Below are 22,422 nucleotides of genomic sequence, written 5' to 3' on the forward strand. Positions count from 1 at the left end.
CGCAGCTCAGGGCGACTCTCGACGTCCCGGGACCGGACCTTCCCCGGAGATGTCGAGTCCCGGACCGGGCTTCCAGCCCGCCCGGTCGGCCCATCGCTGCGACCGGTCCCAGGCGCCGATCAGCCAGGCCTCCTTGGCCAGGGTGTACCCCTCGGCGGTGGCATCGCCGACATGCCGCGCGGCCGCGTCCTCCTTGACCGCCAGGTAATCCGCGCGGGCACCCGCGTCCGCGGCCAGCCAGTCCCGGAACAGCAGGGCCCACCTCCACCCCGGGGATTCCCTCACCCTCACGTAGAGGTTGAGACTTCTTCCCGGATCGGCATTGACGTGGAGCACCTTGTGCCAGGGACCGGGGTCGGCTCCGGTCGGACGGGGGGTGTCCCGGTCGATGCCGCGGACGGCGGGGAACCCGGCCCGGACCAATGCTTCCGCCCAACCCCGGGCGGTGGCCAGGTCGGGCGCGGTCAGCTGCAGGTCCAGGACGTCCTTGGCCGCGAGCCCGGGGACCGCGGTGGACCCGATGTGGTCGACCCGGGCCCCGCCGACGGCCCGGGAGACGCGCGCGCCCAGCCGGAGCGCCTGCACGCCCCACAGGGGATCCGCCGGGACCAGCCAGGGTCCCCGGCGAGGTGCCCGCTCCCCCGCCAGCACGTTGCGGGCGAACGGCACCAGGCGGTCGTCCCAGATCCGGTCCGCCCGGTCGCTCAACAGGTCGGCCGGACCGTCGTTGACCAGCCAGAGATCGCACAGCGGCGACCGGTCGGCGTCGGAGATCTGCGCCGCGATCCGGGCCCGGGCATCGGCCTCCGACAGGCCGCGGGCGATCAGCCGCGGCACCCGCAGTTCGGCCGGGGCGCCCACCCCCACCACGAGGTGGAACTCCGCGGCGGCGGGCAGAGCGGTCAGCAGGGGGATGTCGTTGACCACGACGGCGTCGGGTGCGGCCGCGTCGCGTCGATCCGCGAAAGCCTGCCGGACCCGGGGGTGGATGATCGCCTCCAGCCGACGCCGGGCGTCGACGTCGGCGAACACCACGGCGGCGAGAGCAGCCCGGTCCAGCTCCCCGTGGGGGGTGAGCATCTCCGGCCCGAAGCTCTGCGCCACGGCCGCGAGACCGGTGGTGCCCGGAGCCACCACCTCACGGGCCAGCCGATCGGAATCCACGACCACGGCACCGCGTTGCGCCCATCGCGCCGCGAGGGTCGACTTGCCCGAGCCGATGCCGCCGGTCACCGCGACGGTGATCATCGCCGGCCCCGGGCCCCGTCGGACGGCCCCGTCCCCGCCACCACTCAGCCGTTCTTGAGCACCCGGGCGAGCACGGTCTCGGCGAGCTTGGGCAGGCCGGCAGCCAGGGTCGCGTCGTCCGCCTTGCCGTTGGCGACCACGATGGACAGCGTCCAGGTGTCGTACTGCATGAGGAACAGACCGCCCTCGCGCAGCAGGACGTGACCGGGATAGCCGGCCACGGCGGCGTCGGAGACGCGGGCACCCAATCCGCTCTCGGTGGTCACCGTGAGGTCCACCTGGGCGGTGGCCGCGGCGGCGTCGGCGAACTGGGTCAGGTTGACCGTCACGTCCCCGGTCTTGCCGTCCGCACCGAGCCCGTAGAGGCACTTGATGCGACCGGTGATGCCGCGGTCCGGGTTGGCCACGTCGACGATGCGGCCCCGGGTGTCGGCGATGTCGGCGTTCAGCTCGCGCTTGACGTCGGCCGCGTTCAGCAGGGCGGCGCAGTCGTTCTTCAACGGGTCCACCACCTGCACCGGGGCCGCGGACGTGGCCGGAGCGGAACTGGAGGCCGCCGGGGAGGTCGCTGCGGAGTCCGACGTCGACGCGCCCGATGCGGGCGTCTCGGTGGAGCCGGTGCCCGTGGCCGGGTCACCGGAGGTGGCGGTGCCGTCCGAGGGGACGGTGACCGCGGTGCCGGACGCATCCGTACCGGTGGCCGGGGCGGCCGGCGAACCCGTCACGGTGGCGTCCACGGTGACGGTGCGGCGGGTCTCGGTGGGGGCGCCACACGCACTCAGCACGAGACCGGCGGCCAGGGCCAACGGCAGGACGTTCAGCACACGGTGACGAGAGAGGAATCCAGAGTGAGCGCGAGGCATGGCACCACGGTAGCCGGTGACCCGACGCTCTCCCGGGAGCGACTCCGCCTCCACGGGAACGGCCCCGTCACCGGTGGACCGCCCGGCACGGACGGCCTGCTCTCGCCGGGTGTCGGGGTGTCGGCGTGCCGACCGCGCCCGACCCGGGAGACGCCGCTGGGGCCGTCACCTCTCGGTGACGGCCCCAGCGGGACACTGCGGATGGAGCGGTGGATCAGCTTCCGGCGAGACGCGCGCGCAGCGCGGCGAGCTGCTCGTCGTCGACCAGCGAGTTGACCGGAGCCTCCTCGTCGGCGGTGGCGGTGCCCGACGAGTAGTTGGCCGGCTCGGCCGCCTCGGCGTCGGCGACCAACGCAGCGGCGATCTGCTTGAGGTGCGACTCGTAGGTCGCGTGCGCGTCGGAGTACTGCTTCTCCCACGCCTCACGCTGGCTGTCGAAGCCCTCGAGCCACTCGCCGCTGGCGACGTCGAAGCCCTCCGGCGGCAGGAAGTTGCCGGCGTCGTCGTAGTGGTCCACCACGCCGTACTGGGCGCGGACCTCGTCGAACTCGGTCTCCGGGGTGATGCCCTCGTTCGCCTGCTTCAGCGAGAGGGAGATCCGGCGACGGTCGAGATCGATGTCGATGACGCGCACGAAGATCTCGTCGTCGACGGACACGACCTGCTCCGGCACCTCCACGTGGCGGCCGGCCAGCTCGGAGATGTGGACCAGACCCTCGATGCCGTCGTACACGCGCACGAACGCACCGAAGGGGACCAGCTTGGTGACCTTGCCCGGCACGACCTGGTTGATGGCGTGGGTACGGGCGAAGTGACGCCACGGGTCTTCCTGGGTCGCCTTCAGCGACAGCGAGACGCGCTCGCGGTCCATGTCGACGTCCAGGACCTCGACGGTGACCTCCTGGCCGACCTCGACGACCTCGGACGGGTGGTCGATGTGCTTCCAGGACAACTCGGAGACGTGCACCAGGCCGTCGACGCCACCCAGGTCCACGAAGGCACCGAAGTTGACGATGGACGACACGACGCCCTTGCGGACCTGGCCGCGGCCCAGCTGGTTGAGGAACTCGCTGCGCACCTCGGACTGGGTCTGCTCGAGCCACTGGCGACGGGAGAGCACGACGTTGTTGCGGTTCTTGTCCAGCTCGATGATCTTGGCGTCGAGCTGACGGCCCACGTAGGGCTGCAGGTCGCGCACGCGACGCATCTCGACCAGCGACGCGGGCAGGAAGCCGCGCAGGCCGATGTCCAGGATCAGACCGCCCTTGACGACCTCGATGACGGTGCCGGAGACGACGCCGTCCTCTTCCTTGATCTTCTCGATCGTGCCCCACGCGCGCTCGTACTGCGCACGCTTCTTGGACAGGATGAGACGACCTTCCTTGTCCTCCTTCTGGAGGACCAGGGCCTCGACGCGCTCGCCGATCTCGACGACCTCGCTCGGGTCGACATCGTGCTTGATCGACAGCTCGCGCGAGGGGATGACGCCCTCGGTCTTGTAGCCGATGTCGAGCAGGACCTCGTCGCGGTCGACCTTGACGATCGTGCCCTCGACGATGTCGCCATCGTTGAAGTACTTGATGGTCAGATCGATGGCCGCGAGGAAATCCTCAGCCGTCCCGATGTCGTTGATCGCGACCTGGGGGACGGAGATGGTGGGTGTGGACATCTGGTGGGGTGCTCCGGACGGGGGTTTCGGGGAACCGGGGCCGGTGGTCTGCCGGCGACGGTCCGAGTCGATGCGTGTCGCCGCGGATCCGCTCCACCCGCGACCCGGGTGTTCCGGCGGGGCAGGGATCCTGCGTCGCCACGAACTGCTCCGGCCCGAGGGCGGGTGCGGCCTGCTCCATACCGAGACAGCACAGACCCACAGCAGGCCAAGCGTACGCCATACGGCACGCTCCGGTCGCCCGGCCCGACCCCCCCGGTCGCCCACCCGTCCAGGGTCCCCGACGGGCTGGCCGGGTATCCGTCCGATAATGCCGTCATGACCGCTTCCGGGCCCAGTCACCCGCTGCCGACCGACCCGATCACCGTCGATCCCGGGGGGTCCGCCGGCGGGCTGGGCGAGACGCGCCCGCGCCGTGTCCCGGCCGATCAGCCGGCGTCGCGGCGGGCCAACCGTCGCTGGTGGGACCACGACGCCGACGCCTACCACCTCGAGCACGGTGAGTTCCTGGGCGAAGCCGATCTCGTCTGGTGCCCGGAGAACCTGCGGGAGGAGGACGTGCACCTGCTCGGCGACGTGCGGGGCCGCCGCATCCTGGAGGTCGGCTGCGGGTCGGCGCCGTGCGCACGATGGCTGGTGCGGCAGGGCGCCCGCGTGGTGGCCTTCGATCTGTCCGCGGGGATGCTGCGGCACGCCCGGGAGACGGGCGACCGCATCGCGGTGCAGGTCCCGCTCGTCCAGGCCGACGCCTGCGAACTCCCGTTCGCCGACCGGTCCTTCGACGCGGTGTTCTCCGCCTTCGGGGCGGTCCCCTTCGTCGCCGACTCCGCGCTGCTCATGCGGGAGGTGGCCCGGGTGCTGCGGCCCGGCGGGCGCTGGGTGTTCTCGGTGACCCATCCGATGCGCTGGATCTTCCTCGACGACCCCGGGCCCGCCGGGTTGACCGCCGTCCAGTCGTACTTCGACCGTTCGCCCTACGTGGAGGTGGATCAGGACGGCGTCCCGGCCTACGTCGAGCACCACCGGACGCTGGGCGACCGGGTCCGCGAGATCACCGCGGCAGGACTACGTCTCGTCGACGTGGTCGAGCCGATGTGGCCGGAGGGGTTCGACGGCGTGTGGGGCCAGTGGTCGGCCGAACGCGGCGAGATCTTCCCCGGGACCGCGATCTTCGTGACCGAGCTGCCCGGCTGAACGCCGGACCCCGCGTCCGGGTGGCGAGGCTTCCCGGGTCGGCGGGCGAGCCCCTTCTGCCGTCGCCGTGCCCTGGGTACAGTCTCCGCATTCCCCAGGAAACGTGGCCCGCTGCACCCGCAGACCGGACGCGCGCGCCGCTCTTCCCGGAGGTCGCCATGAGCGCACCCGCATCCCCCAGCCCCGCCACCCCCGCCCCCGCCGGTAGTTCGATCGTCGACAAGAGCGCGGCCGGTGTGGGCGCGCGGCAGTACCACATCGGTATCGCCCCCGGCGAGGTCGGCACGGTGGCCCTGCTGCCCGGCGACCCGTTCCGGGTGCCGTTCGTCGCGGAGTTCCTCACCGACGTGAAGGACATCGCGCACAACCGCGAGCACCGCACCATGACGGGGATGTACCGGGGCCGGCTGATCACCGCGACGTCCACCGGCATGGGCTGCCCGTCAACGGCCATCGCCGTGGAGGAGCTCGCCCGGGTCGGGGTCACCTCGTTCATCCGTGTCGGCAGCACCGCCGCTCTGCAGCCCGGCATCCGGCCCGGTGATCTGCTGGTCAGCGAGGGGTCGCTCCGCAACGACGGCACCACCGCCGCCTACGTGCACCCGGGTTACCCGGCGGTGCCGGACCCCACGATCACGCTGGAGCTCGCGGCCCGTTCGCGGGCCCTGCTCGCCGCGGAGCCAGGTGCCGACTGGGCGGTGCACAGCGGCCTCAACGCCTCCGACGACGCCTTCTACGCGGAGACCCCGGAGTGGATCGGGCAGCTCAACGCCATGGGCATCCTCAACGTGGAGATGGAGAGCTCGGCGATGTACGTCGTCGCCCGCCTGCGGGGGCTCCGGGCCGGGATGATCTGCGCCTGTTCCAGCAACCTCGTCGACGGGGCCAGCCTGTACGACGAAGCCAACTCCCGCCTCAAGGACGGCTGGATGCGCAGCATCGAGGCCGCCCTGGAGACCGCCGTCGCCCTCGAGCTGTAGGGCGGGCCGGTGCTGATCGATCTGCACACCCATCTGGAGGGACGGGTCCGACCGGCCACGGCCGTGGCGCTCGCCGCAGATCTCGGCCTGCCGGACCGGGACTGGGCCGCTGCCCTCACGCTCCCCCGGCCGGGGACGCTGACCACGTTCCTGGACCGGGTCGGCGCCAGCTACCCGTTCTTCTCCTCCCCCGATGCCATCACCCGGATCGCCCGGGAGGCCGTGGAGGACGCGGCCGCGGACGGGGTGGACCACCTGGAGGTGCGCTTCGGGCCGGGTACCCACGTGCGGGCGTTCGGCCTGGACATGGACGACGTGATCGCCGCGGTGTGCCGGGGCTTCGCCGACGGGACCGCGGCGACCGGTCTGCCCGCGGGGGTGGTGATCGCGGCCCTGCGCTCGCACCCGGACGACCTGAACGCCGAGGTGGTCGCGGCGGCCACGCGGTTCGCCGGGCGCGGTGTGGTCGGTTTCGACCTCGCCGGGGACGAACTGCGCTTCCCGGATCTCGAGCGGTACGTGTCGCTGTTCCGCGCGGCGGGCGCCGCCGGCCTCGGCCTGACCTGCCACGCCGCCGAGGCCGCCCCCGGGGTCATGGCCCGGCGGGCGGTGGAACTGCTCGGGGTCACCCGCATCGGGCACGGCACCCACATCGTCGACGACCCGGACGTGCTGGCCTGGTGCGCCGACCACGGGGTCGTCGTCGAGATGTGCCCGACGTCGAACTGGTTCACCGGTGCGCTCGCCGCCGTCGCCGACCATCCGGCCCCGCGGTTCCGGGACGCCGGCGTCCCGGTCGTCCTCGGCGACGACAACCCCGTGCAGACCGGTTCGTCGATGGCGGCCGAACGCCGGGTGCTGCACGAGGAGCTCGGCTTCTCCCCCGCCGATCTCGCCGAGCTGGACCGGGTCAGCGTGGCCGCGGCCTTCCTCGAGCCGGGGCAGCGCTCGGCCCTGGCCGCGCGCCTCCCCCGCTGACCAGCCGCCCCCGGACCCGCCGGCCCGGGGGCGGGCCGGTCAGTGCGCGGCTTCGTCCCAGTTCGTGCCGAACCCCACGGAGACGTCGAGGGACACGTCCAGCGCGTACGCACCGGCCATCTCCTCGCGGACCAGGGTGGTCATCGCGTCCCGCTCGCCGGGCGCGACCTCGCAGACCAGTTCGTCGTGCACCTGGAGCAGCAGGCGGGACTGCAGCCCCTCGGCCTCGATGCGCCGCTGCACGTCGAGCATGGCCACCTTGATGATGTCGGCGGCGCTGCCCTGGATCGGCGCGTTCAGGGCGACCCGTTCGGCCATGTCCCGGCGCTGGCGGTTGTCGCTGGTCAGATCGGGAACGTACCGACGGCGGCCGAAGACCGTCTCGGTATACCCGTCGATCCGCGCCTGGTCGACGGTGTCCCGGAGGAAGTCGCGCACCCCGCCGAAACGCGAGAAGTACGCCTCCATCTGGTCTTTCGCCTCGTCCACGCTGATCTTCAGCTGCCCGGACAGGCCGTATGCGGAGAGCCCGTACGCCAGGCCGTAGGACATCGCCTTGATCCGGCGCCGCCGCTCGGGGGTGACCTCCTCGGCCGGGATGCCGAACGCGCGCATGGCCACGAAGGTGTGCAGGTCCTCCCCGGAACGGAAGGCGGTGATCAGCCCCTCGTCCTGCGAGAGGTGCGCCATGATGCGCATCTCGATCTGGGAGTAGTCGGCCGTCAGCAGTGTCCAGTCGGCCGCCGGGGCGATGAACGCCCGCCGGATCTGCCGGCCCTCCTGGGTGCGCACCGGGATGTTCTGCAGGTTCGGGTCCGTGGAGGACAGCCGGCCCGTCGCCGCGACCGTCTGCTGGTAGGTGGTGTGGATCCGACAGTCATCACCGACCGACTTGAGCAGGCCGTCCACGGTGCTCTTGAGCCGGGTGACGTCCCGGTGCCGCAACAGGTGGGTGAGGAACGCGTGCCCGGTCTGCTCGTGCAAGGCGACCAGCGCGTCGGCGTCGGTGGTGTAACCCGTCTTGGTGCGCTTGGTCTTCGGCATGTCCAACTCGTCGAACAGCACGACCTGCAACTGCTTGGGCGAGCCGAGATTCACCTCCCGCCCGATCTCCGCGTAGGCAGCCTGGGCCGCCGCGGTGATCTCGGTGGCGAAGGTGGACTGGAGCTCCTCCAGATAGGGCACGTCGACGGCGATCCCGGCCCGCTCCATGACGCCCAGCACCGTCATCACCGGCAGCTCCATGTCGGCCAGCAGGCCCAGCTGACCGGTGGACTCCAGCTGCTCCTCCAGCTTGGCGGCCAGATCGATGACCGCCCGCGCCTGCACCATGTCCTTGGTGTCGACGGCGTCGCTGCCCTCGTCGGTGCCGAAGGACAGCTCCAGCTGGGCCTCGCCGGTGCCGTCGGTGACGTCCAGCGTCCGGTGCAGGTACCGCTGGACCAGATCGCCCAGGTCGAAGGTCCGCTGACCGGGCAGCGCGAGATATGCGGCCAGCGCGGTGTCGTCGACGATCCCGTCCGTCGTGAAGCCACGGGCGGTCAGGGCGTTGAGCGCGGCCTTGAGGTCGTGACCCACCTTGCGCGGGCGCGGATCGGCCAGCCACGCGGCCAACGCGGCTTCGTCGTCCGGGTCCAGCGTGGTCAGGTCGATGACGCCGGCGGCCCCGTCCGCGGCGGCCAGGGCGATGGTGGAGACGTCACCGCCGCCCGGGACGTACACCCCGCGCAGGGTGAGCCCGACCCGCTCCTGGCCGTGCTCGTCGAGGAAGGCCCGCACGCCGCCCGGAGGCAGCCGGGCGCCCTCGACCGTGAAGCCCTCGGTGCTGGTCTCGTCGGCCTGCTCGAAGGTCTCCAGCAGCCGCTCGCGCAGCACCCGGAACTGCAGGTCGTCGAAGATCTTGTGCACGGCCTCGCGGTCGTACTGCACGGCCCGGAAGTCCGACAGCGGATCGGCCTCCAGCGGGACCTCGCGGACGAGCTCGGTGAGCCGGCGGTTCTGGATCACGCTGGACAGCGCCTCGCGCAGGGCGTCGCCGGCCTTGCCGCGGACCTCGTCGACCCGGTCGACCAGGGCGGTCAGGCTGCCGAACTCGCGGATCCACTTGCTCGCCGTCTTCTCCCCGACACCGGGGATGCCGGGCAGGTTGTCGGACGGATCGCCGCGCAACGCGGCGAAGTCGGGGTACTGCGCGGGGGTGAGCCCGTACCGGCGGTCGACCTCCTCCGGGGTGATCCGGCCCATCTCGGACACGCCCCGGGTCGGGTACAGGATGGTCACGTGGTCGGTGACCAGCTGGAACGAGTCGCGGTCGCCGGAGCAGATCTTCACCGCGAGACCCTCCGCGGTGGCCCGGGTGGTCAGCGTGGCGATGACGTCGTCGGCCTCGTAGTTCTCGGCGGAGACGTGCGGGATCCGCAGCGCGGTGAGCACCTCCTTGATCAACTCGACCTGGCCCTTGAAGTCGGCCGGGGAGCTGGTCCGGTTGGCTTTGTAGGCCGCGAACTCCTCGCTGCGCCAGGTCTGCCGGGACAGGTCGAAGGCCACCGCGACGTGCGTGGGCTTCTCGTCGCGCAGCAGGTTGATCAGCATCGAGGTGAAGCCGTAGACGGCGTTGGTCGGCTGGCCGGTGGTGGTGGAGAACTTCTCCACCGGCAGCGCGAAGAAGGCCCGGTAGGCCAGCGAGTGGCCGTCCAGCAGGAGGAGCATGCCGGCCTCGCCGGGCTGCACCGGTGGGGTGTCCGCCGGGCCCACGTCACCGTCGAACGAAGCGCCGAACTCGTCCACCTCGATCTCCCCCGCCGCGGTGCCGGTACCCGTGCCACCGGGCTCGCCGCTAGACATCGAGGGGCCCTGCGGACCGGGTCTGAGTCGTCGCCATCACGGGCCCGAGTCTAGGGTCAGGCACCGACAGCGGGTCCCGTTCCACCGGGCCGCGGGAGGGCAGGCCGCCATGACCGGAGCATCCACCGACCCCGAGATCCTGGCCCTGCTGCGCTCGCTGGCCAACCCCTGGGACGACCCCGACCTGGTCGGCACCGTCAACGCCGGGGTCGGCGAACTGGCCGCCGCCCTGGGCATCCGGTTCGTCGAGGTGGGCCGCGACCGCGTGCGGGCCACCATGCCCGTCGTCGGCAACCGCCAGCCGTTCGGCCTGCTGCACGGTGGCGCCAGCGCCGCACTGGCGGAGACGGTCGGCTCCATCCACGCCGTGCTGATCGCCCCGCCCGGGCAGGTGGGGCTGGGCACCGAACTGTCCTGCACCCACCACCGCGCGGTCACCGAGGGGACGGTGGAGGCGGTGTGCACCCCGCTGCACATCGGACGCACCATGGTCACCCTGGAGATCGCGATCCGCGACGAGGCCGACCGCCGGGTCTGCACCGCCCGGCTGTCCTGCCTGCTGCGCGCGCCGCGCTGACCCGGTCGGACGGCGCGGCTCAGGTGGTGCCGTCGAACGGCATACCGAGCAGCACCTGCGCCCACCGGGCCGGGCCCGCGTCCTGCACGCAGAACCACAGGCTGCCGTCGCCGGAGTCGTCGCGGGCCGCGAACAGCTCGCCGACCCGGCCGCGGGCGGGCAGGCCCGGGCCGCGGTCCCGGACGGCGATGGCCTCCGGGGTGTAGGACGACGCGCTGTTCACCGCGCCGATCGAGCCGGGATACAGCCACACCTGGGCGGACTCCTTCGACAGGAACATGCCTCCGACGTCCTCGGCGGACTCCCCCAGCACCCCGAGTCCGGTCTCGCTGCGCCCCCGCACACCGACACCGCGCTCGCTGGTCCCGTTCACGCCGTTGCCGAGGGTGGAATGCCCGTCGACCCCGTGGCCGTCCGTGCTCGCCCCCGCCACGCCGGCCGTGCCCTCGGAGTACCCGCGCACCCCGACGTCCGACCCCACCCCGGCCACCCCGCTGAGCGCCTGGCTCTCCCAGAACTCCTGACGGGGCTGCCCGTCCGAGTAGCCGAGGACACCGGAGGTGCCGGTCCCGAACACCCCGGGCGACGCCCCGCCCACACCGAGCACGCCGGCGTGCACGCCCTGTTCGGTGGCGGTGTCCCGGGCGGCCCCCTCCTGGTAGCCCACCAGACCGTTGGCGCCCCGGCCGACCACACCGTTCCCGGGCGGGATGGTGCCGATCGCGCCGCCCGTCGGCAGGGCGACGGTGCCCGTGGCGTGGATGGCGTCGACCCCGGACGGGTTCTTGGTGAGCACCTTGTCGTCCTGGGTGGAGACGCTGAGGACGAAGTCGGTCTGGTACCCGTCGGGGTCCCCGCCGACGGCGACGAGGAGGCTGCGCTCCTCGCTGGAGTTGGTCCGGCCGACGGAGAAGTCGTCGCCGGCCTCGGTGGCACCTGCCATGGAGCACACTCCTGCCTGGTGTGCGGCCCCGGGGCGGGCGCCGCGTCGTCAGGACGGAGCCGGCCTACCCTGCGCTGATACGTCCCGGGCGGTGAGGAAATCGACCACCAGGTCGAGACCGGCGCCGCCGTCCAGCACGACACCGTGCCGCGCCTCGGGCAGCACGACGAGATGCGCCTGCGGCAGTCGGTCGGCGAGCACCTGGGCGTGCCCGGGGGCGGTCAGCAGGTCGTCCGCCCCGTGCAGTACCAGCGTCCGGGCCCGGACGGCGGCCAGGTCGGTCAGGGTGTCGTGGGCGCGGCTCGCCCGGAAGTGCCGACCCCGGTCGACGGCGGTGCCGCCCACCGAGAAGAGCCGCGCGAACGCCTCGGGTTCCCACTCGTCGGGGAAGAACAACCGGGCCAGTGCCGCGAAGTCTCCCGATCGCAGGGCCGCGTCGGCCGCGGGGTCACGCTGCGGGCCGTGCCGGTCGCCGGCCGTCGTGGCCACCAGGACGAGCCGGTCGATCCGCTCGGGATGGTCGACGGCCAGCCACTGGGCGATCCGGCCACCCATGGAATGGCCGACCACGTGGGCCCGGTCCACGCCGGCCGCGTCGAGCACGGCGCGGGCGTCGTCGGCCAGATCGCGGGTGCTGAACCGGGGCGCCGCACCGGAGCCACTCGCCCCGGTGCCGCGGTGGTCGAAGACCACCAACCGGTGGTCTTCGACCAGCCGCGGTGCGGCCAGGTCCCAGGAATGATGGTCCACGGCCTGACCGGCGATGAGCAGGACCGGGGAGCCGGAGCCCGCGGTCCAGAACGCCAGGGGCGTGCCGTCGCCGGCCGTGGCCGTGCCGGGCACCCAGGGGACACCGGCGGTGGCCGGCGGATTCGCCGCCATCAGTGCGCGAAGGTGACCTTGAGGGCCACCACCACTGCGCTGACCAGGGCGAGCGCCACGCCGGACCAGAACGAGCCGCGGGAGGCCGGCTGGCCGCTGACGCGTTCGACCTGGAAGCCCATCAGGGCGAGCCGGACCACGATCAGGCCGCCGGCCAGGGCGTGCGACCACGCGGTGGGCAGCCACTGCAGGTACCCGGCCAGCAGCAGCAGCGTCGGGAGGGTGCCGGAACTGAGGATGGGCGTGGCGTCGACCATCTCCTCACGCAGGTGGGACCGCCAGTCGGCGTGATCCCGGCCGAGACGCCCGCCGATGGAGTGGGCCACGATGTGCGCCAGATAGGTGGTGAGAGTGGTCGCCAGCACGAGGACGATCCCGGAGCCGTCGTCGATGCGTTCGCCGCCGATGCCGGCGATCGCCGCCAGCACCAGGATGTTGCCGTAGGCGTACGAGGAGATCCGCCCCCGGGCGCGTTCCTCCGGAAGCGGGACCGCCCGGTGCAGCCACCGCCGCCAGCCGCGGACCCCCGGGAGGGTGCGCGGGCCGGCCGGGCCGGCGGCCATGTCAGGCGACCCCGAGGTAGGCCTCCTTGATCGCCGGGTCGGCCAGCAGCTGCTTGCCGGGCCCGGACTTGACCACCTCCCCGGTCTCCAGGATGTACGCCCGGTCGGAGCGGGACAGCGCCTGCTGGGCGTTCTGCTCGACCAACAGGATGGTGGTGCCCAGGGCGTTGATGTCCGAGATGATCCGGAAGATCTGCTGGATGATCATCGGCGCCAGGCCCATCGACGGTTCGTCCAGCAGCAGCAGGCGCGGTCGGGCCATCAGCGCCCGGCCGATGGCGACCATCTGCTGCTCTCCGCCGGACATGGTGCCGCCGACCTGCGAGCGCCGCTCGGCCAGCCGCGGGAACAGCTCGAACACCCGGTCCAGCGTCTCCTGGTAGGCGGCCTTGGACTCGAACTTCCGCGCGTAGTGCCCCATGTCCAAGTTCTCCTGGACGGTCATGCCCGGGAACACCCCCCGCCCCTCGGGGGCCTGGACGATGCCGGTCAGCACGCGGACGTGCGCCTTCATCTTCGTGATGTCCTCGCCGTCGAACAGGATCGTGCCCCGGGTCAGCGGGCGCACCCCCGAGATGGCGCGCATGGTGGTCGTCTTGCCGGCGCCGTTGGCACCGATCAGGGTGACCAGCTCGCCCTCCTCGACGGTCAGCGAGATGCCGTGCAGCGCCTCGATCCGGCCGTAGCCGACGACCATGTCCTTGATCTCAAGCAGAGGCATCGTCGGGCACTCCCAGGTAGGCGGCGATGACCGCCGGGTTGTCGCGGATCTCCGCGGGGGCACCCTCGGCAATCTTCTTGCCGAACTCGAGCACCACGATGCGGTCGGTGACGCCCATGACCAGGCGCATGTCGTGCTCGATGAGCAGGACGGTGTACCCGTCGTCACGGATCTTGCGGATCAGGTCCATCAGCGCGGCCTTCTCGGCCGGGTTGAAGCCGGCCGCCGGCTCGTCCAGGCACAGCAGCTTGGGCTCGGTGGCCAGCGCCCGGGCGATCTCCAGCCGACGCTGGTCGCCGTAGGGCAGGTTGCGGGCCTTCTCGGTGGCCCGGCCCCCCACGCCGACGAACTCGAGCAGTGCCATGCTGCGCTCGATGGCGTCCTTCTCCTCCCGGCGGTGCCGGGAGGAGCGGAACAGCGCCCCGGGAACGGACGTCCTGTGGCGCGCGTCGGTGCCGACGACGACGTTCTCCAGTGCGGTCATCTCGCTGAACAGCCGGATGTTCTGGAACGTCCGAGCGATGCCGCGGCGGGTGATCTGGTTGCGCTTGAGCGCCCCCAGCGGCCGCCCGTCGAAGATCACGTCGCCCGAGGTCGGCTTGTACACACCGGTCATCGCGTTGAAGCAGGTGGTCTTGCCGGCGCCGTTCGGCCCGATCAGGCCGAGGATCTCGCCACGGCGGATCTCGAAGGTCACCGCGTCGAGCGCGGTGAGGCCACCGAACTTCATGGTGACGTCCTTCATCTGCAGCAGGTCGGCCCCGACGTCGGTGGCGATGGCCCGGGTGGGGGCGACCATCTCGGCGACCACCTCCGGGTCGGCCAGCTGCGGGTTGACCTCGGCCACGTCGACGATGACTGGCTCCTCGGTCACCCCACCGGGCAGATCCTTGTCGGAGCTGACGAACTCGGCGTTCTCGTCGGCGCGGTTCTGCTCGCCGTGATCCGATCCGGCCCGCAGGCCGCCGGGATCGCTCATCTCGCCCCCTCCGTGACGTGGTCGGACAGTCCTTCGGTCGGCCGACGGCGGGCGGCGACGTACAGCTGGCGGCCGTAGGTCAGCAGCTTCTGCCGGGCCGGGATCAGCCCCTGCGGCCGGAAGATCATGAGGATCATCAGCGCCACACCGAAGAACAGGTACTTGTAGTTGGAGATCGCGTTGCCGTCGATGGCGATGCCGAACAGCTCCGTGCGGCCCAGGAAGAAGTTGGGCAGGTACACGATGATGAACGCACCGAGGATGACACCGAGCTTGTTGCCCTGACCGCCGAGAACCACCGCGCACAGGAACAGCACCGAGTTGATGACGTTGAAGTTGGTCGGGGTCACGAACTGCACCTGGCCGGCGTAGAGCGCGCCGGAGATGCCGCCGATCGAGGCCCCGATGGTGAACGCCCACAGCTTGAACTTGAACGTGGGCACGCCCATGATCTCGGCCGCGTCCTCGTCCTCGCGGATCGCGACCCAGGCCCGGCCGACCCGGGAGCGCTCGAGGTTCCCCACGAACACCAGGATGACCACGATCAGCAGGATGGACAGCCAGTACCACCAGGTGCCGGAGTTGACGGTGCCGGAGACGTTGCCGGCGGAGAAGACGCCGAGCTGATCGGTCTCGGACGTACCGAGCCGCGGGAACGCCACCTGGGACAGACCGCGACCGCCACCGGTGATGTCGCCGAGGTTGTCGGCGAGCAGCCGGACGATCTCGCCGAACCCGAGAGTGACGATGGCCAGGTAGTCGCCGCGCAGGCGCAGGGTCGGGGATCCGAGCAGCAGGCCGGACAACGCCGTCACCGCGACGGCGATCGGCAGCACGGCGAGCCAGGCCCAGCGGGTCGACAGCCACCCGTCCGGCCCGGTCTGGTTCCACGGACTGTCCGGGCTGGTCAGCAGGGCGACGGTGTAGGCGCCGACCGCGTAGAAACCGACGTAGCCGAGGTCGAGCAGGCCGGCCTGGCCGACGACCACGTTCAGGCCGATGGCCAGCAGGGCGTACATGCCGAACTGGGCCATGACCGCACCGAAGTTGGTGCCCTCGGTGGTGATGACGGGCAGGTTCAGCACGGGCAGCACGGCCAGCAGGAGGATGAACGGCACGCCGACGGCCCACTGCACCGGCCGGGCCAGCGCGTTCCACCACAGCCGGAAGCGGTCGCCGACCCCGCCGTGCGGGCGCTCGTTCACCGGGGTGCTCATGCGCGTGCCCTTCCGAGAGTCTCACCGAGGATGCCGGTGGGCCGGAACATCAGGACGAGGATCAGCAGGACGAAGGCGACGACGTCGCGCCAGGCCGTGCCGAAGAGGATCTGGCCGTAGTTCTCCATGACCCCCAGCAGCAGACCACCGATCAGCGCACCACGCAGGTTGCCGATGCCACCGAGCACCGCGGCGCAGAACGCCTTGATGCCCAGGATGAAGCCGCCCGAGTAGATGATGCCGTTGGGGACCCGCAGGGTGTACAGGAGCGCGGCAGCACCGGCGAGCATGCCGCCGATGAGGAAGGTCAGCATGATGACGCGCTCACGGGAGACGCCCATCAAGGTGGCCGTGGTCGGGTCCTGCGCGACGGCGCGGATGCCGCGGCCGAACTTGGTGCGGTTGACGAACAGGTCGGTGGCCAGGGCCAGCACCAGTGCCGAGATCACGATGATCAGCGTGACGTTGGTGACCGAGGCGCCGAAGATCGTGAACTGCTCCTTCTGCTCCACCAGCCGGATCGGCTGCTGGGCGTTGACGCCGCCCAGTTCGTCGCCGGTGAGCTTGGGCAGGACGAAGTGCACGAACTCCTGCAGCACGAACGACGCCCCGATCGCGGTGATGAGGAAGACCAGCGACGGGGCGTTGCGCTTGCGGAGCGGGCGGTAGGCGATGCGCTCCAACCCGACGGCGGCACCGCCGGAGATCAGCATGCCCACCACCAGGGCGAGGATCAGATAGACGATCGTCAGCAGGGCGCCCTCGGAATAGGCGTTGCCGGCCGGGCTGAAGCCCAACATCATCAGCGCCGCGTACTGGCCGAACATGCCCAGCATGAAGATCTCCGAGTGCGCGAAGTTGATCAACCGCAGGACGCCGTAGACCAGCGTGTACCCCACCGCCACCAGCGCGTAGACCGCCCCGTAGGCCAGTCCCTCGATCGTCAACTGCCAGAAGTTCGCACCGAGCGCCTCGATGTTGAAGTTGATGGCCGGGGCGCTGAGGTAGTCAGCTCCCAGGGCCAGCAGTGTGCTCATCCTGCTCCTTCACGCCGACGCCCGGCGATCGCTGGAAAACCTGGTGGGACCGACCGCCGGAACTCGGCGGTGGGGCGGCGGCGGCCGGAGGGCCGCGGCGGGTCCGCACGGCCGTCCGACCGTGCACAGACCGGACGCGGCCGGGGGCTCGTGGTGCCGAGCCCCCGGCCGCGTCGTACCCGTGACGTGGACGCCGCGGGAGGTGGTCGGGTCAGCCGACCTTGTAGATCCAGATCAACGAGGAAGCGAGCTCGCCGGTGGAGTCCCACTTGTACTCGCGGGCCAGGCCCTGGCCCGTGTAGTTCTTCACGTAGTCGATCAGCCCGGCGCGATCGGTGACGCCGGAGTCGATCCCGGTCAGCATGATCGTGGCGAGGTCGTAGCCCTCGGTGGAGTAGACGCCGGGAGCGGACCCGTTCAGGGCCGTGTACTCGGCGGCGAACTCCTCGGGAGCCGGGCCACAGGGGCAGGACAGGATGGCGCCCTCGGCGGAGGACCCGGCCTGCTCGACGAACTGCGGATCGTTGGTGCCGTCCGCGGAGACGAACGCGGCGGTCACGCCGTTCTCCCGCAGCTGCTGCACGAACGGTGCGGCCTCCGCGTAGTAGCCCGCGTAGAACACCGCGTCGGGCTGAGCGCTGTTGATCAGCGAAGCGGTGGCGGAGAAGTCCTTGTCGCCGGTCTTGACGTCGGCGGCGCAGGACGAGTCGGCCACGTCACCGAGGCCGGTGGTGATCTCCTCGGCCAGGCCGACGCCGTAGTCGGAGTTGTCCTTGACGACGCAGACCTTCTTGTAGCCGGCGGCGTTCACCAGGTACTTGGCGACCGCGGGGCCCTGGACGGCGTCGTTGGCCAGACCGCGGAAGAAGTTGGTCCAGCCGTTCTTCGTCAGGTCCGGGTTGGTCGCCGAGGCGGTCAGCGAGAGCAGACCGGCCTGGCTGAAGATCGGGCCGACGGCCTTGGTCTCACCGGAGAACGCCGGGCCGAGGAGGCCGATGACCGACGCGTCGTTGACGATCTGCGGCGCGACCTGGGTGGCCTTCTGCGGATCGCCCTCGGTGTCGAACTGCTTGACGGTGACCTGGCAGTTCGGGTTGGCCTTGTTGTGCTTGTCGATCGCGACGTTCGCGCCGTACAGGATGTTCAGGCCCAGGGCCGCGTTCGGGCCGGTGAGGGCACCCGCCATGGCGATGGAGGTGCCGGCCGGGCAGGTGGCCGAGCCGTCGCCGGCCGGATCCACGGCGGTGGTACCGGTGCTGACCGGGACCTCCTTGCCGTCGATGTCGATCTGCACCTCGGGGTTGATGGCCAGGTCACCGCTGGGGGCCGCGCTGCTGGAGCCGGATGCCGACCCGCTGGCCGACCCGCTCGCGCTCGCGGGGGAGGAGCCGGCCGCGGACGTCGTCCCGGCTGCCCCCCCGGTCGTGGACTTGCTGCCACAGGCGGACACCGTCAGCGTGGCCGCAGCCACGAGGACGAGAGCCGCTCGCATCGATCGACGATGCACGTGCACCTCCGGTATTAGGACGTTCCACCCGTACGACGGGCCGCCGGCAGCGCCACTCGCGCCAGCACGCCGGGAACCTAACCCACCCGCTCGCACGTTGGGGAGCCCGCCATGCGCTCGTAACCCAATCGCGACACGGGAAACCTTTCGGTCATCCGGGGGAATGCCGGGACGCGCAGACGGGAACACCCGCACCGGAGAGATCCGGTGCGGGTGTTTCGTCCTGTGCGGCGGCGGACCGCCGACATGGTTCAGCTCTTCGCGGCCAGGCCCTCGAGGACGGCGGTGGCCACGGCCTGCATCGAGGTCCGGCGGTCCATCGCGGTGCGCTGGATCCAGCGGAAGGCCTCGGGCTCGGTCATCTTCTGGTGCGTCATCAGCAGGCCCTTGGCGCGGTCGATGATCTTGCGCGCCTCCAGCCGCTGGGTGATGTCGGCGACCTCCTCGCGGAGCGCGGCCGTCTCGGCGTAGCGCGCCACGGCCAGTTCGATCGCCGGCAGCAGATCGGACTTGGAGAACGGCTTGACCAGGTAGGCCATCGCACCCGCGTCCCGGGCCCGCTCGATCAGATCCCGCTGGGAGAACGCAGTCAGGATGACCACGGGCGCGATCTGGGCGGTGACGATCTCCGCAGCGGCGTCGATCCCGTCCTTCTTGGGCATTTTGACGTCGAGGATGACCAGGTCGGGGCGCAGTTCCTGGGCGAGCGCGACCGCCTGCTCGCCGTCGCCGGCCTCACCCACGACCTCGAAGCCTTCCTCGGTCAGCATCTCGGCGAGGTCGAGCCGGATCAGCGCTTCGTCCTCGGCGATCAGGACGCGACGTGGAGCGGTCATCGGCATTCCTCCCGAACAGTGCCAGGGCCGCCGATCGGCCTCCGGGTCTTCCAGGACTGTAGTCGCGCCGGTGCGACGCCGGGCCGGAGACCCGGGTCGGGGATTGTGATGTGACCGGTGACCCGCCGATCCTCCCGTGTCCGGGTCGGCCCCGCGCTCGTCGCGTCGCCCGCGCCCAACCGTCGTCTAAGCTGAGTCCGCCCGTCGCACGGGCACCTGCCGCCCCCGTATCCCAATTGGCAGAGGAAGCGGATTCAAATCCCGCACAGTGTCAGTTCGAGTCTGACCGGGGGCACCACGCGGTCGCTCTAGCCGACCGCCTGCCGCACCGTCCGCCCGACCCGGTGGAGCTCCTCGTCGTCGACCGCGGCGGGTCCGGCGATCGCCTCCCCCACCGGCAGGTCGACCCAGCTCACGCACCCGCCGAACCGTTCCTCGCGGGTGAGCACGACGGGTTCGAGGACCGGCCGGGCCCGGACGACGAGCACGGCCAGCGCCCGCCTGGGCCGGAAGTCGATGCGGTTCGCGACGACCGACGCGGTCGTGAAGACGTGGAACGGCTCCAGCTCGGCCACCGCCTCCGGTCGGCGCACCTCGATCGCCTCCACCACGTCCAGCCGTGCCCGGATGACCACATGTCCGCCGCGGCAATCGTTCTCGCCGGCCGTCAGCAGGTCGTGGTGCTCGGGTCGGGTGGATTCCGCGTGGCTGTGCGCGGTCGTCGGGAAGAGCAGGAAGCTCTCCGCGTCCAGGGTGAACCGCTTCTCGCCGATGCCGCCCTTGCGCAGCAGCACCGTCTGACGGCCGGCGAGCAGCGCGTGCACCACCGCCGCCCATTCCTTCAGTGCCGGGGTCGACGGGTGCGGTGCCGGGGTCGACGGGTGCATGGCTGTGACGGTAACCGGCGTCGAGGGGCCGGCGGGTGACCGGGCCGGGGCCCACGGCGTCGGTGGGTCGGTGGGTCGGTGGGTCGGCCGGTCACGACGGACTCAGCGGATCCGGATGAGACCCTCCTGCACCACGGTGGCCATCATGGCGCCGTCCCGGGCGAAGAACCGGCCGGTGACCAGACCGCGACCGCCGGCCGCACTGGGCGACTCGGTGTCGTACAGGACCCAGTCGTCCAGCCGCACCGGGCGGTGGAACCACATGGCGTGGTCCAGCGAGGCCAGCTGCAGCTGATCGGTGCCGTGCGTCAGTGCGTGGGACGCCAGCAGCGAGTCCAGCAGCGTCAGGTCCGACAGATAGGCCAGCAGGCACACGTGGACGAGGTCGTCGTCCGGTACGACGCCGTCGGGCCGGAACCAGACCTGGTTGCGCAACCCGGGCCTCGGCCCGGCGAGCCGGGACTGCCAGGGGGGGTCGTTGACGTACCGGACGTCGAACGGCCGGGGGAACCGTCCCCACCCGGACAGTTGGTCCTGGAACGGGGCGACACGCTCGGCATAGGTCGGCAACGACTCCGGGTCCGGGGTGACCGGTGCCGCCGTCGCGTGGTCGACGCCCACCTCGCGCACCTGGAAGGACGCCGCCATGGTGAAGATGACCTGCTCACCCTGCAGCGCGGTCACCCGTCGGGTGGTGAAGGAGCGGCCGTCCCGGATGCGTTCGACCTGGTAGTCGATGGGGATCCGCGGATCCCCGGCCCGGACGAAGTAGCCGTGCAGGGAGTGCACGGGTCGGTCGGCCCCGACGGTGCGGCCGGCGGCGGTCAGCGCCTGCGCGGCGACCTGCCCGCCGAAGACCCGGACCGGGGAGCGTTCCGGCGACACCCCGCGGAACAGGTCCTCCCCCAGCTGCTGCAGCGCGAGCAGCTGGAGGAGGCCGTCGAGGACGAGTTGCCCGCGGGGGACGCCGTCGACGTCCCGCTGCAGCTCCGGCCGGGTGCTCACGACCGGCTCAGTCGTCGTACCCGAGGCGGTGCACCCGGATCAGGTTGGTCGAGCCGGGCGTGTTCGGCGGCGCGCCGGCCACGATGACGACCGTGTCGCCGTGCTCGTACCCGGGGGCCCGCAGCATGGCCTGGTCGACCAGGCTGACCATCTCGTCGGTGGTCTCCACCGAGGCGACCTCGAAGGTCTGGGTGCCCCAGGTGAGCGAGAGCTGGTTGCGCACCGAGGCCAGCGGGGTGAAGGCGAGCACGGGGAGCCGGGTGTGCAGCCGGGACAGGCGACGGATGGTGTCGCCGGAATAGGTGAAGGCGACGAGCGCCTTCGCGCCGACCCGCTCGCCGATGTCGCGCGCCGCGAAGGACAGCACGCCACCGCGGGTGCGCGGGGTGTGGGTCAGCGGCGGGGCCATCACGGACTCGGACTCGACGGCCTCGATGATGCGGGCCATCGTCGCCACGGTGACGAACGGGAACTTGCCGACCGAGGTCTCCCCGGAGAGCATCACCGCGTCCGCGCCGTCGAGCACGGCGTTGGCGACGTCGGAGGCCTCGGCGCGGGTCGGGCGGGAGTGCTCGATCATCGACTCGAGCATCTGGGTCGCCACGATGACCGGCTTGGCGTTCTCGCGGGCGATCTGCACCGCGCGCTTCTGCACCAGCGGCACCTGCTCCAGCGGCAGCTCGACGCCCAGGTCGCCACGGGCGACCATGATGCCGTCGAAGGCCAGCACGATGGCGTGCAGGTTGGCCACGGCCTCGGGCTTCTCGATCTTGGCGATGACCGGCACGCGGTTCGCGCCCACCTCGTCCATGACGTGGTGGACCAGCGTCACGTCCTCCGGCGAACGCACGAAGGACAGCGCGATGAAGTCGACGCCCAGCTCGAGGGCGAACTTCAGGTCCTCGATGTCCTTCTCGGACATGGCCGGCACCGAGACGTTCATGCCGGGCAGCGAGATGCCCTTGTTGTTGGAGACGGGGCCGCCCTCGGTGACCGAGCAGACCACGTCGGTGCCCTTGACCTCGAGCACGACGAGGCCGACCTTGCCGTCGTCGATGAGCAGGCGGTCGCCCGGACGGGCGTCGGTGGCCAGACCCTTGTAGGTGGTGGAGACCCGGTCCTTGGTGCCCTCGATGTCGTCCACCGTGATGGTGACGACGTCGCCGGTGGCCCACAGGTGGGGGCCGTCGGTGAAGCGACCGAGGCGGATCTTCGGGCCCTGCAGGTCGGCGAGAATGCCGACGGTCTTGCCCAGGCGTTCGGCGGCGGCGCGGACGTGGCCGTGCACCGCCTGGTGGTCCTTGTAGTCCCCGTGGCTGAAGTTCATCCGAGCCACGTTCATCCCGGCCTCGATCAACGAGGTGATCGCCTCCAGGGAGGAGGTGGCGGGTCCCAGTGTGCAGACGATTTTCGCGCGGCGATCCATGCCCCGAGCGTAGCGGGGTCTGAACCGATTCTGACACCCGGGTCACAGTCGGCCGCGATGGACCGT

At 71.3% G+C, this 22,422-nt stretch carries 20 protein-coding genes and 1 tRNA gene; 5 read left to right on the forward strand and 16 right to left on the reverse strand.

The annotated features are described in order from the left end of the window. Window positions 1–6 precede the first annotated feature (6 nt). The 3 genes from coaE to rpsA all read right to left on the reverse strand — a co-directional run bounded on the left by coaE (window position 7) and on the right by rpsA (window position 3,780). The gene (gene coaE, locus J2S58_RS03215; protein ID WP_205255630.1) at window positions 7–1,248 is read right to left on the reverse strand and encodes a dephospho-CoA kinase; all 1,242 of its coding nucleotides are present in this window, start codon (window positions 1,246–1,248) and stop codon (window positions 7–9) included. A 44-nt stretch (window positions 1,249–1,292) separates the two neighbouring features. Then, window positions 1,293–2,072, reverse strand: coding sequence for a hypothetical protein (locus J2S58_RS03220; RefSeq protein ID WP_205255629.1), 780 nt, complete (start codon window positions 2,070–2,072; stop codon window positions 1,293–1,295). A 253-nt stretch (window positions 2,073–2,325) separates the two neighbouring features. Next, window positions 2,326–3,780 carry a 30S ribosomal protein S1 gene (gene rpsA / locus J2S58_RS03225; protein WP_205255628.1) on the reverse strand — a complete coding sequence of 485 codons (1,455 nt, stop codon included), beginning with the start codon at window positions 3,778–3,780 and terminating at the stop codon, window positions 2,326–2,328. A 318-nt stretch (window positions 3,781–4,098) separates the two neighbouring features. Between rpsA and J2S58_RS03230 the strand changes: the two genes are divergently transcribed. The 3 genes from J2S58_RS03230 to add all read left to right on the forward strand — a co-directional run bounded on the left by J2S58_RS03230 (window position 4,099) and on the right by add (window position 6,932). Beyond that, window positions 4,099–4,974, forward strand: coding sequence for a class I SAM-dependent methyltransferase (locus J2S58_RS03230; protein ID WP_205255627.1), 876 nt, complete (start codon window positions 4,099–4,101; stop codon window positions 4,972–4,974). 158 nt (window positions 4,975–5,132) lie between these two features. After that, window positions 5,133–5,954, forward strand: coding sequence for a nucleoside phosphorylase (locus tag J2S58_RS03235; protein WP_205255626.1), 822 nt, complete (start codon window positions 5,133–5,135; stop codon window positions 5,952–5,954). A gap of 9 nt (window positions 5,955–5,963) precedes the next feature. After that, window positions 5,964–6,932: an adenosine deaminase gene (gene add / locus J2S58_RS03240; RefSeq protein ID WP_205255625.1), complete on the forward strand. Its 969-nt coding sequence runs from the start codon at window positions 5,964–5,966 to the stop codon at window positions 6,930–6,932. A 39-nt stretch (window positions 6,933–6,971) separates the two neighbouring features. Here add and polA read toward each other — a convergent pair whose 3' ends face one another. Continuing rightward, the gene (polA, locus tag J2S58_RS03245) at window positions 6,972–9,641 is read right to left on the reverse strand and encodes a DNA polymerase I (RefSeq protein ID WP_205256045.1); all 2,670 of its coding nucleotides are present in this window, start codon (window positions 9,639–9,641) and stop codon (window positions 6,972–6,974) included. A 244-nt stretch (window positions 9,642–9,885) separates the two neighbouring features. On the opposite strand from polA, the gene J2S58_RS03250 reads away from it, so the two are divergent. Further along, complete coding sequence (locus J2S58_RS03250) at window positions 9,886–10,353, forward strand: hotdog fold thioesterase (protein ID WP_205255624.1); 468 nt, start codon at window positions 9,886–9,888, stop codon at window positions 10,351–10,353. A 19-nt stretch (window positions 10,354–10,372) separates the two neighbouring features. On the opposite strand, the gene J2S58_RS03255 is transcribed toward J2S58_RS03250, so the two are convergent. From J2S58_RS03255 to J2S58_RS03295, 9 genes are all read right to left on the reverse strand, one after another. Then, complete coding sequence (locus J2S58_RS03255; protein ID WP_205255623.1) at window positions 10,373–11,296, reverse strand: hypothetical protein; 924 nt, start codon at window positions 11,294–11,296, stop codon at window positions 10,373–10,375. 48 nt (window positions 11,297–11,344) lie between these two features. Continuing rightward, window positions 11,345–12,178: an alpha/beta fold hydrolase gene (locus J2S58_RS03260; RefSeq protein WP_205255622.1), complete on the reverse strand. Its 834-nt coding sequence runs from the start codon at window positions 12,176–12,178 to the stop codon at window positions 11,345–11,347. Next, window positions 12,178–12,741, reverse strand: a complete 564-nt coding sequence (locus tag J2S58_RS03265) for a hypothetical protein (protein ID WP_205255621.1) — start codon at window positions 12,739–12,741, stop codon at window positions 12,178–12,180. The genes J2S58_RS03260 and J2S58_RS03265 overlap by 1 nt, the downstream gene beginning before the upstream one ends. Window position 12,742: 1 nt before the next feature. Next, window positions 12,743–13,462, reverse strand: a complete 720-nt coding sequence (locus J2S58_RS03270; protein WP_240188453.1) for an ABC transporter ATP-binding protein — start codon at window positions 13,460–13,462, stop codon at window positions 12,743–12,745. Further along, window positions 13,449–14,441, reverse strand: a complete 993-nt coding sequence (locus J2S58_RS03275; protein WP_240188452.1) for an ABC transporter ATP-binding protein — start codon at window positions 14,439–14,441, stop codon at window positions 13,449–13,451. The genes J2S58_RS03270 and J2S58_RS03275 overlap by 14 nt, the downstream gene beginning before the upstream one ends. Next, complete coding sequence (locus J2S58_RS03280) at window positions 14,438–15,658, reverse strand: branched-chain amino acid ABC transporter permease (protein ID WP_205255620.1); 1,221 nt, start codon at window positions 15,656–15,658, stop codon at window positions 14,438–14,440. Before J2S58_RS03280 ends, J2S58_RS03275 begins: the two co-directional genes overlap by 4 nt. After that, window positions 15,655–16,695: a branched-chain amino acid ABC transporter permease gene (locus tag J2S58_RS03285; RefSeq protein WP_205255619.1), complete on the reverse strand. Its 1,041-nt coding sequence runs from the start codon at window positions 16,693–16,695 to the stop codon at window positions 15,655–15,657. Before J2S58_RS03285 ends, J2S58_RS03280 begins: the two co-directional genes overlap by 4 nt. A 211-nt stretch (window positions 16,696–16,906) precedes the next feature. Next, window positions 16,907–18,187: a branched-chain amino acid ABC transporter substrate-binding protein gene (locus J2S58_RS03290; RefSeq protein WP_240188451.1), complete on the reverse strand. Its 1,281-nt coding sequence runs from the start codon at window positions 18,185–18,187 to the stop codon at window positions 16,907–16,909. A gap of 266 nt (window positions 18,188–18,453) precedes the next feature. Then, entirely contained in the window at window positions 18,454–19,038 is a 585-nt protein-coding gene (locus J2S58_RS03295) for an ANTAR domain-containing response regulator (protein ID WP_205255617.1), read from the reverse strand. A gap of 221 nt (window positions 19,039–19,259) precedes the next feature. On the opposite strand from J2S58_RS03295, the gene J2S58_RS03300 reads away from it, so the two are divergent. Continuing rightward, window positions 19,260–19,336 (forward strand) — tRNA-Leu (locus J2S58_RS03300). A 10-nt stretch (window positions 19,337–19,346) separates the two neighbouring features. On the opposite strand, the gene J2S58_RS03305 is transcribed toward J2S58_RS03300, so the two are convergent. From J2S58_RS03305 to pyk, 3 genes are all read right to left on the reverse strand, one after another. Continuing rightward, window positions 19,347–19,925 carry a DUF1802 family protein gene (locus tag J2S58_RS03305; RefSeq protein ID WP_205255616.1) on the reverse strand — a complete coding sequence of 193 codons (579 nt, stop codon included), beginning with the start codon at window positions 19,923–19,925 and terminating at the stop codon, window positions 19,347–19,349. A 102-nt stretch (window positions 19,926–20,027) separates the two neighbouring features. Beyond that, window positions 20,028–20,930: an acyl-CoA thioesterase gene (locus J2S58_RS03310; RefSeq protein WP_306826335.1), complete on the reverse strand. Its 903-nt coding sequence runs from the start codon at window positions 20,928–20,930 to the stop codon at window positions 20,028–20,030. A 7-nt stretch (window positions 20,931–20,937) separates the two neighbouring features. After that, window positions 20,938–22,356 carry a pyruvate kinase gene (gene pyk, locus J2S58_RS03315; RefSeq protein WP_205255615.1) on the reverse strand — a complete coding sequence of 473 codons (1,419 nt, stop codon included), beginning with the start codon at window positions 22,354–22,356 and terminating at the stop codon, window positions 20,938–20,940. Between the last annotated feature and the right edge of the window lie 66 nt (window positions 22,357–22,422).

This window comes from Nakamurella flavida, from assembly GCF_030811475.1.
Classification (GTDB): domain Bacteria; phylum Actinomycetota; class Actinomycetes; order Mycobacteriales; family Nakamurellaceae; genus Nakamurella; species Nakamurella flavida.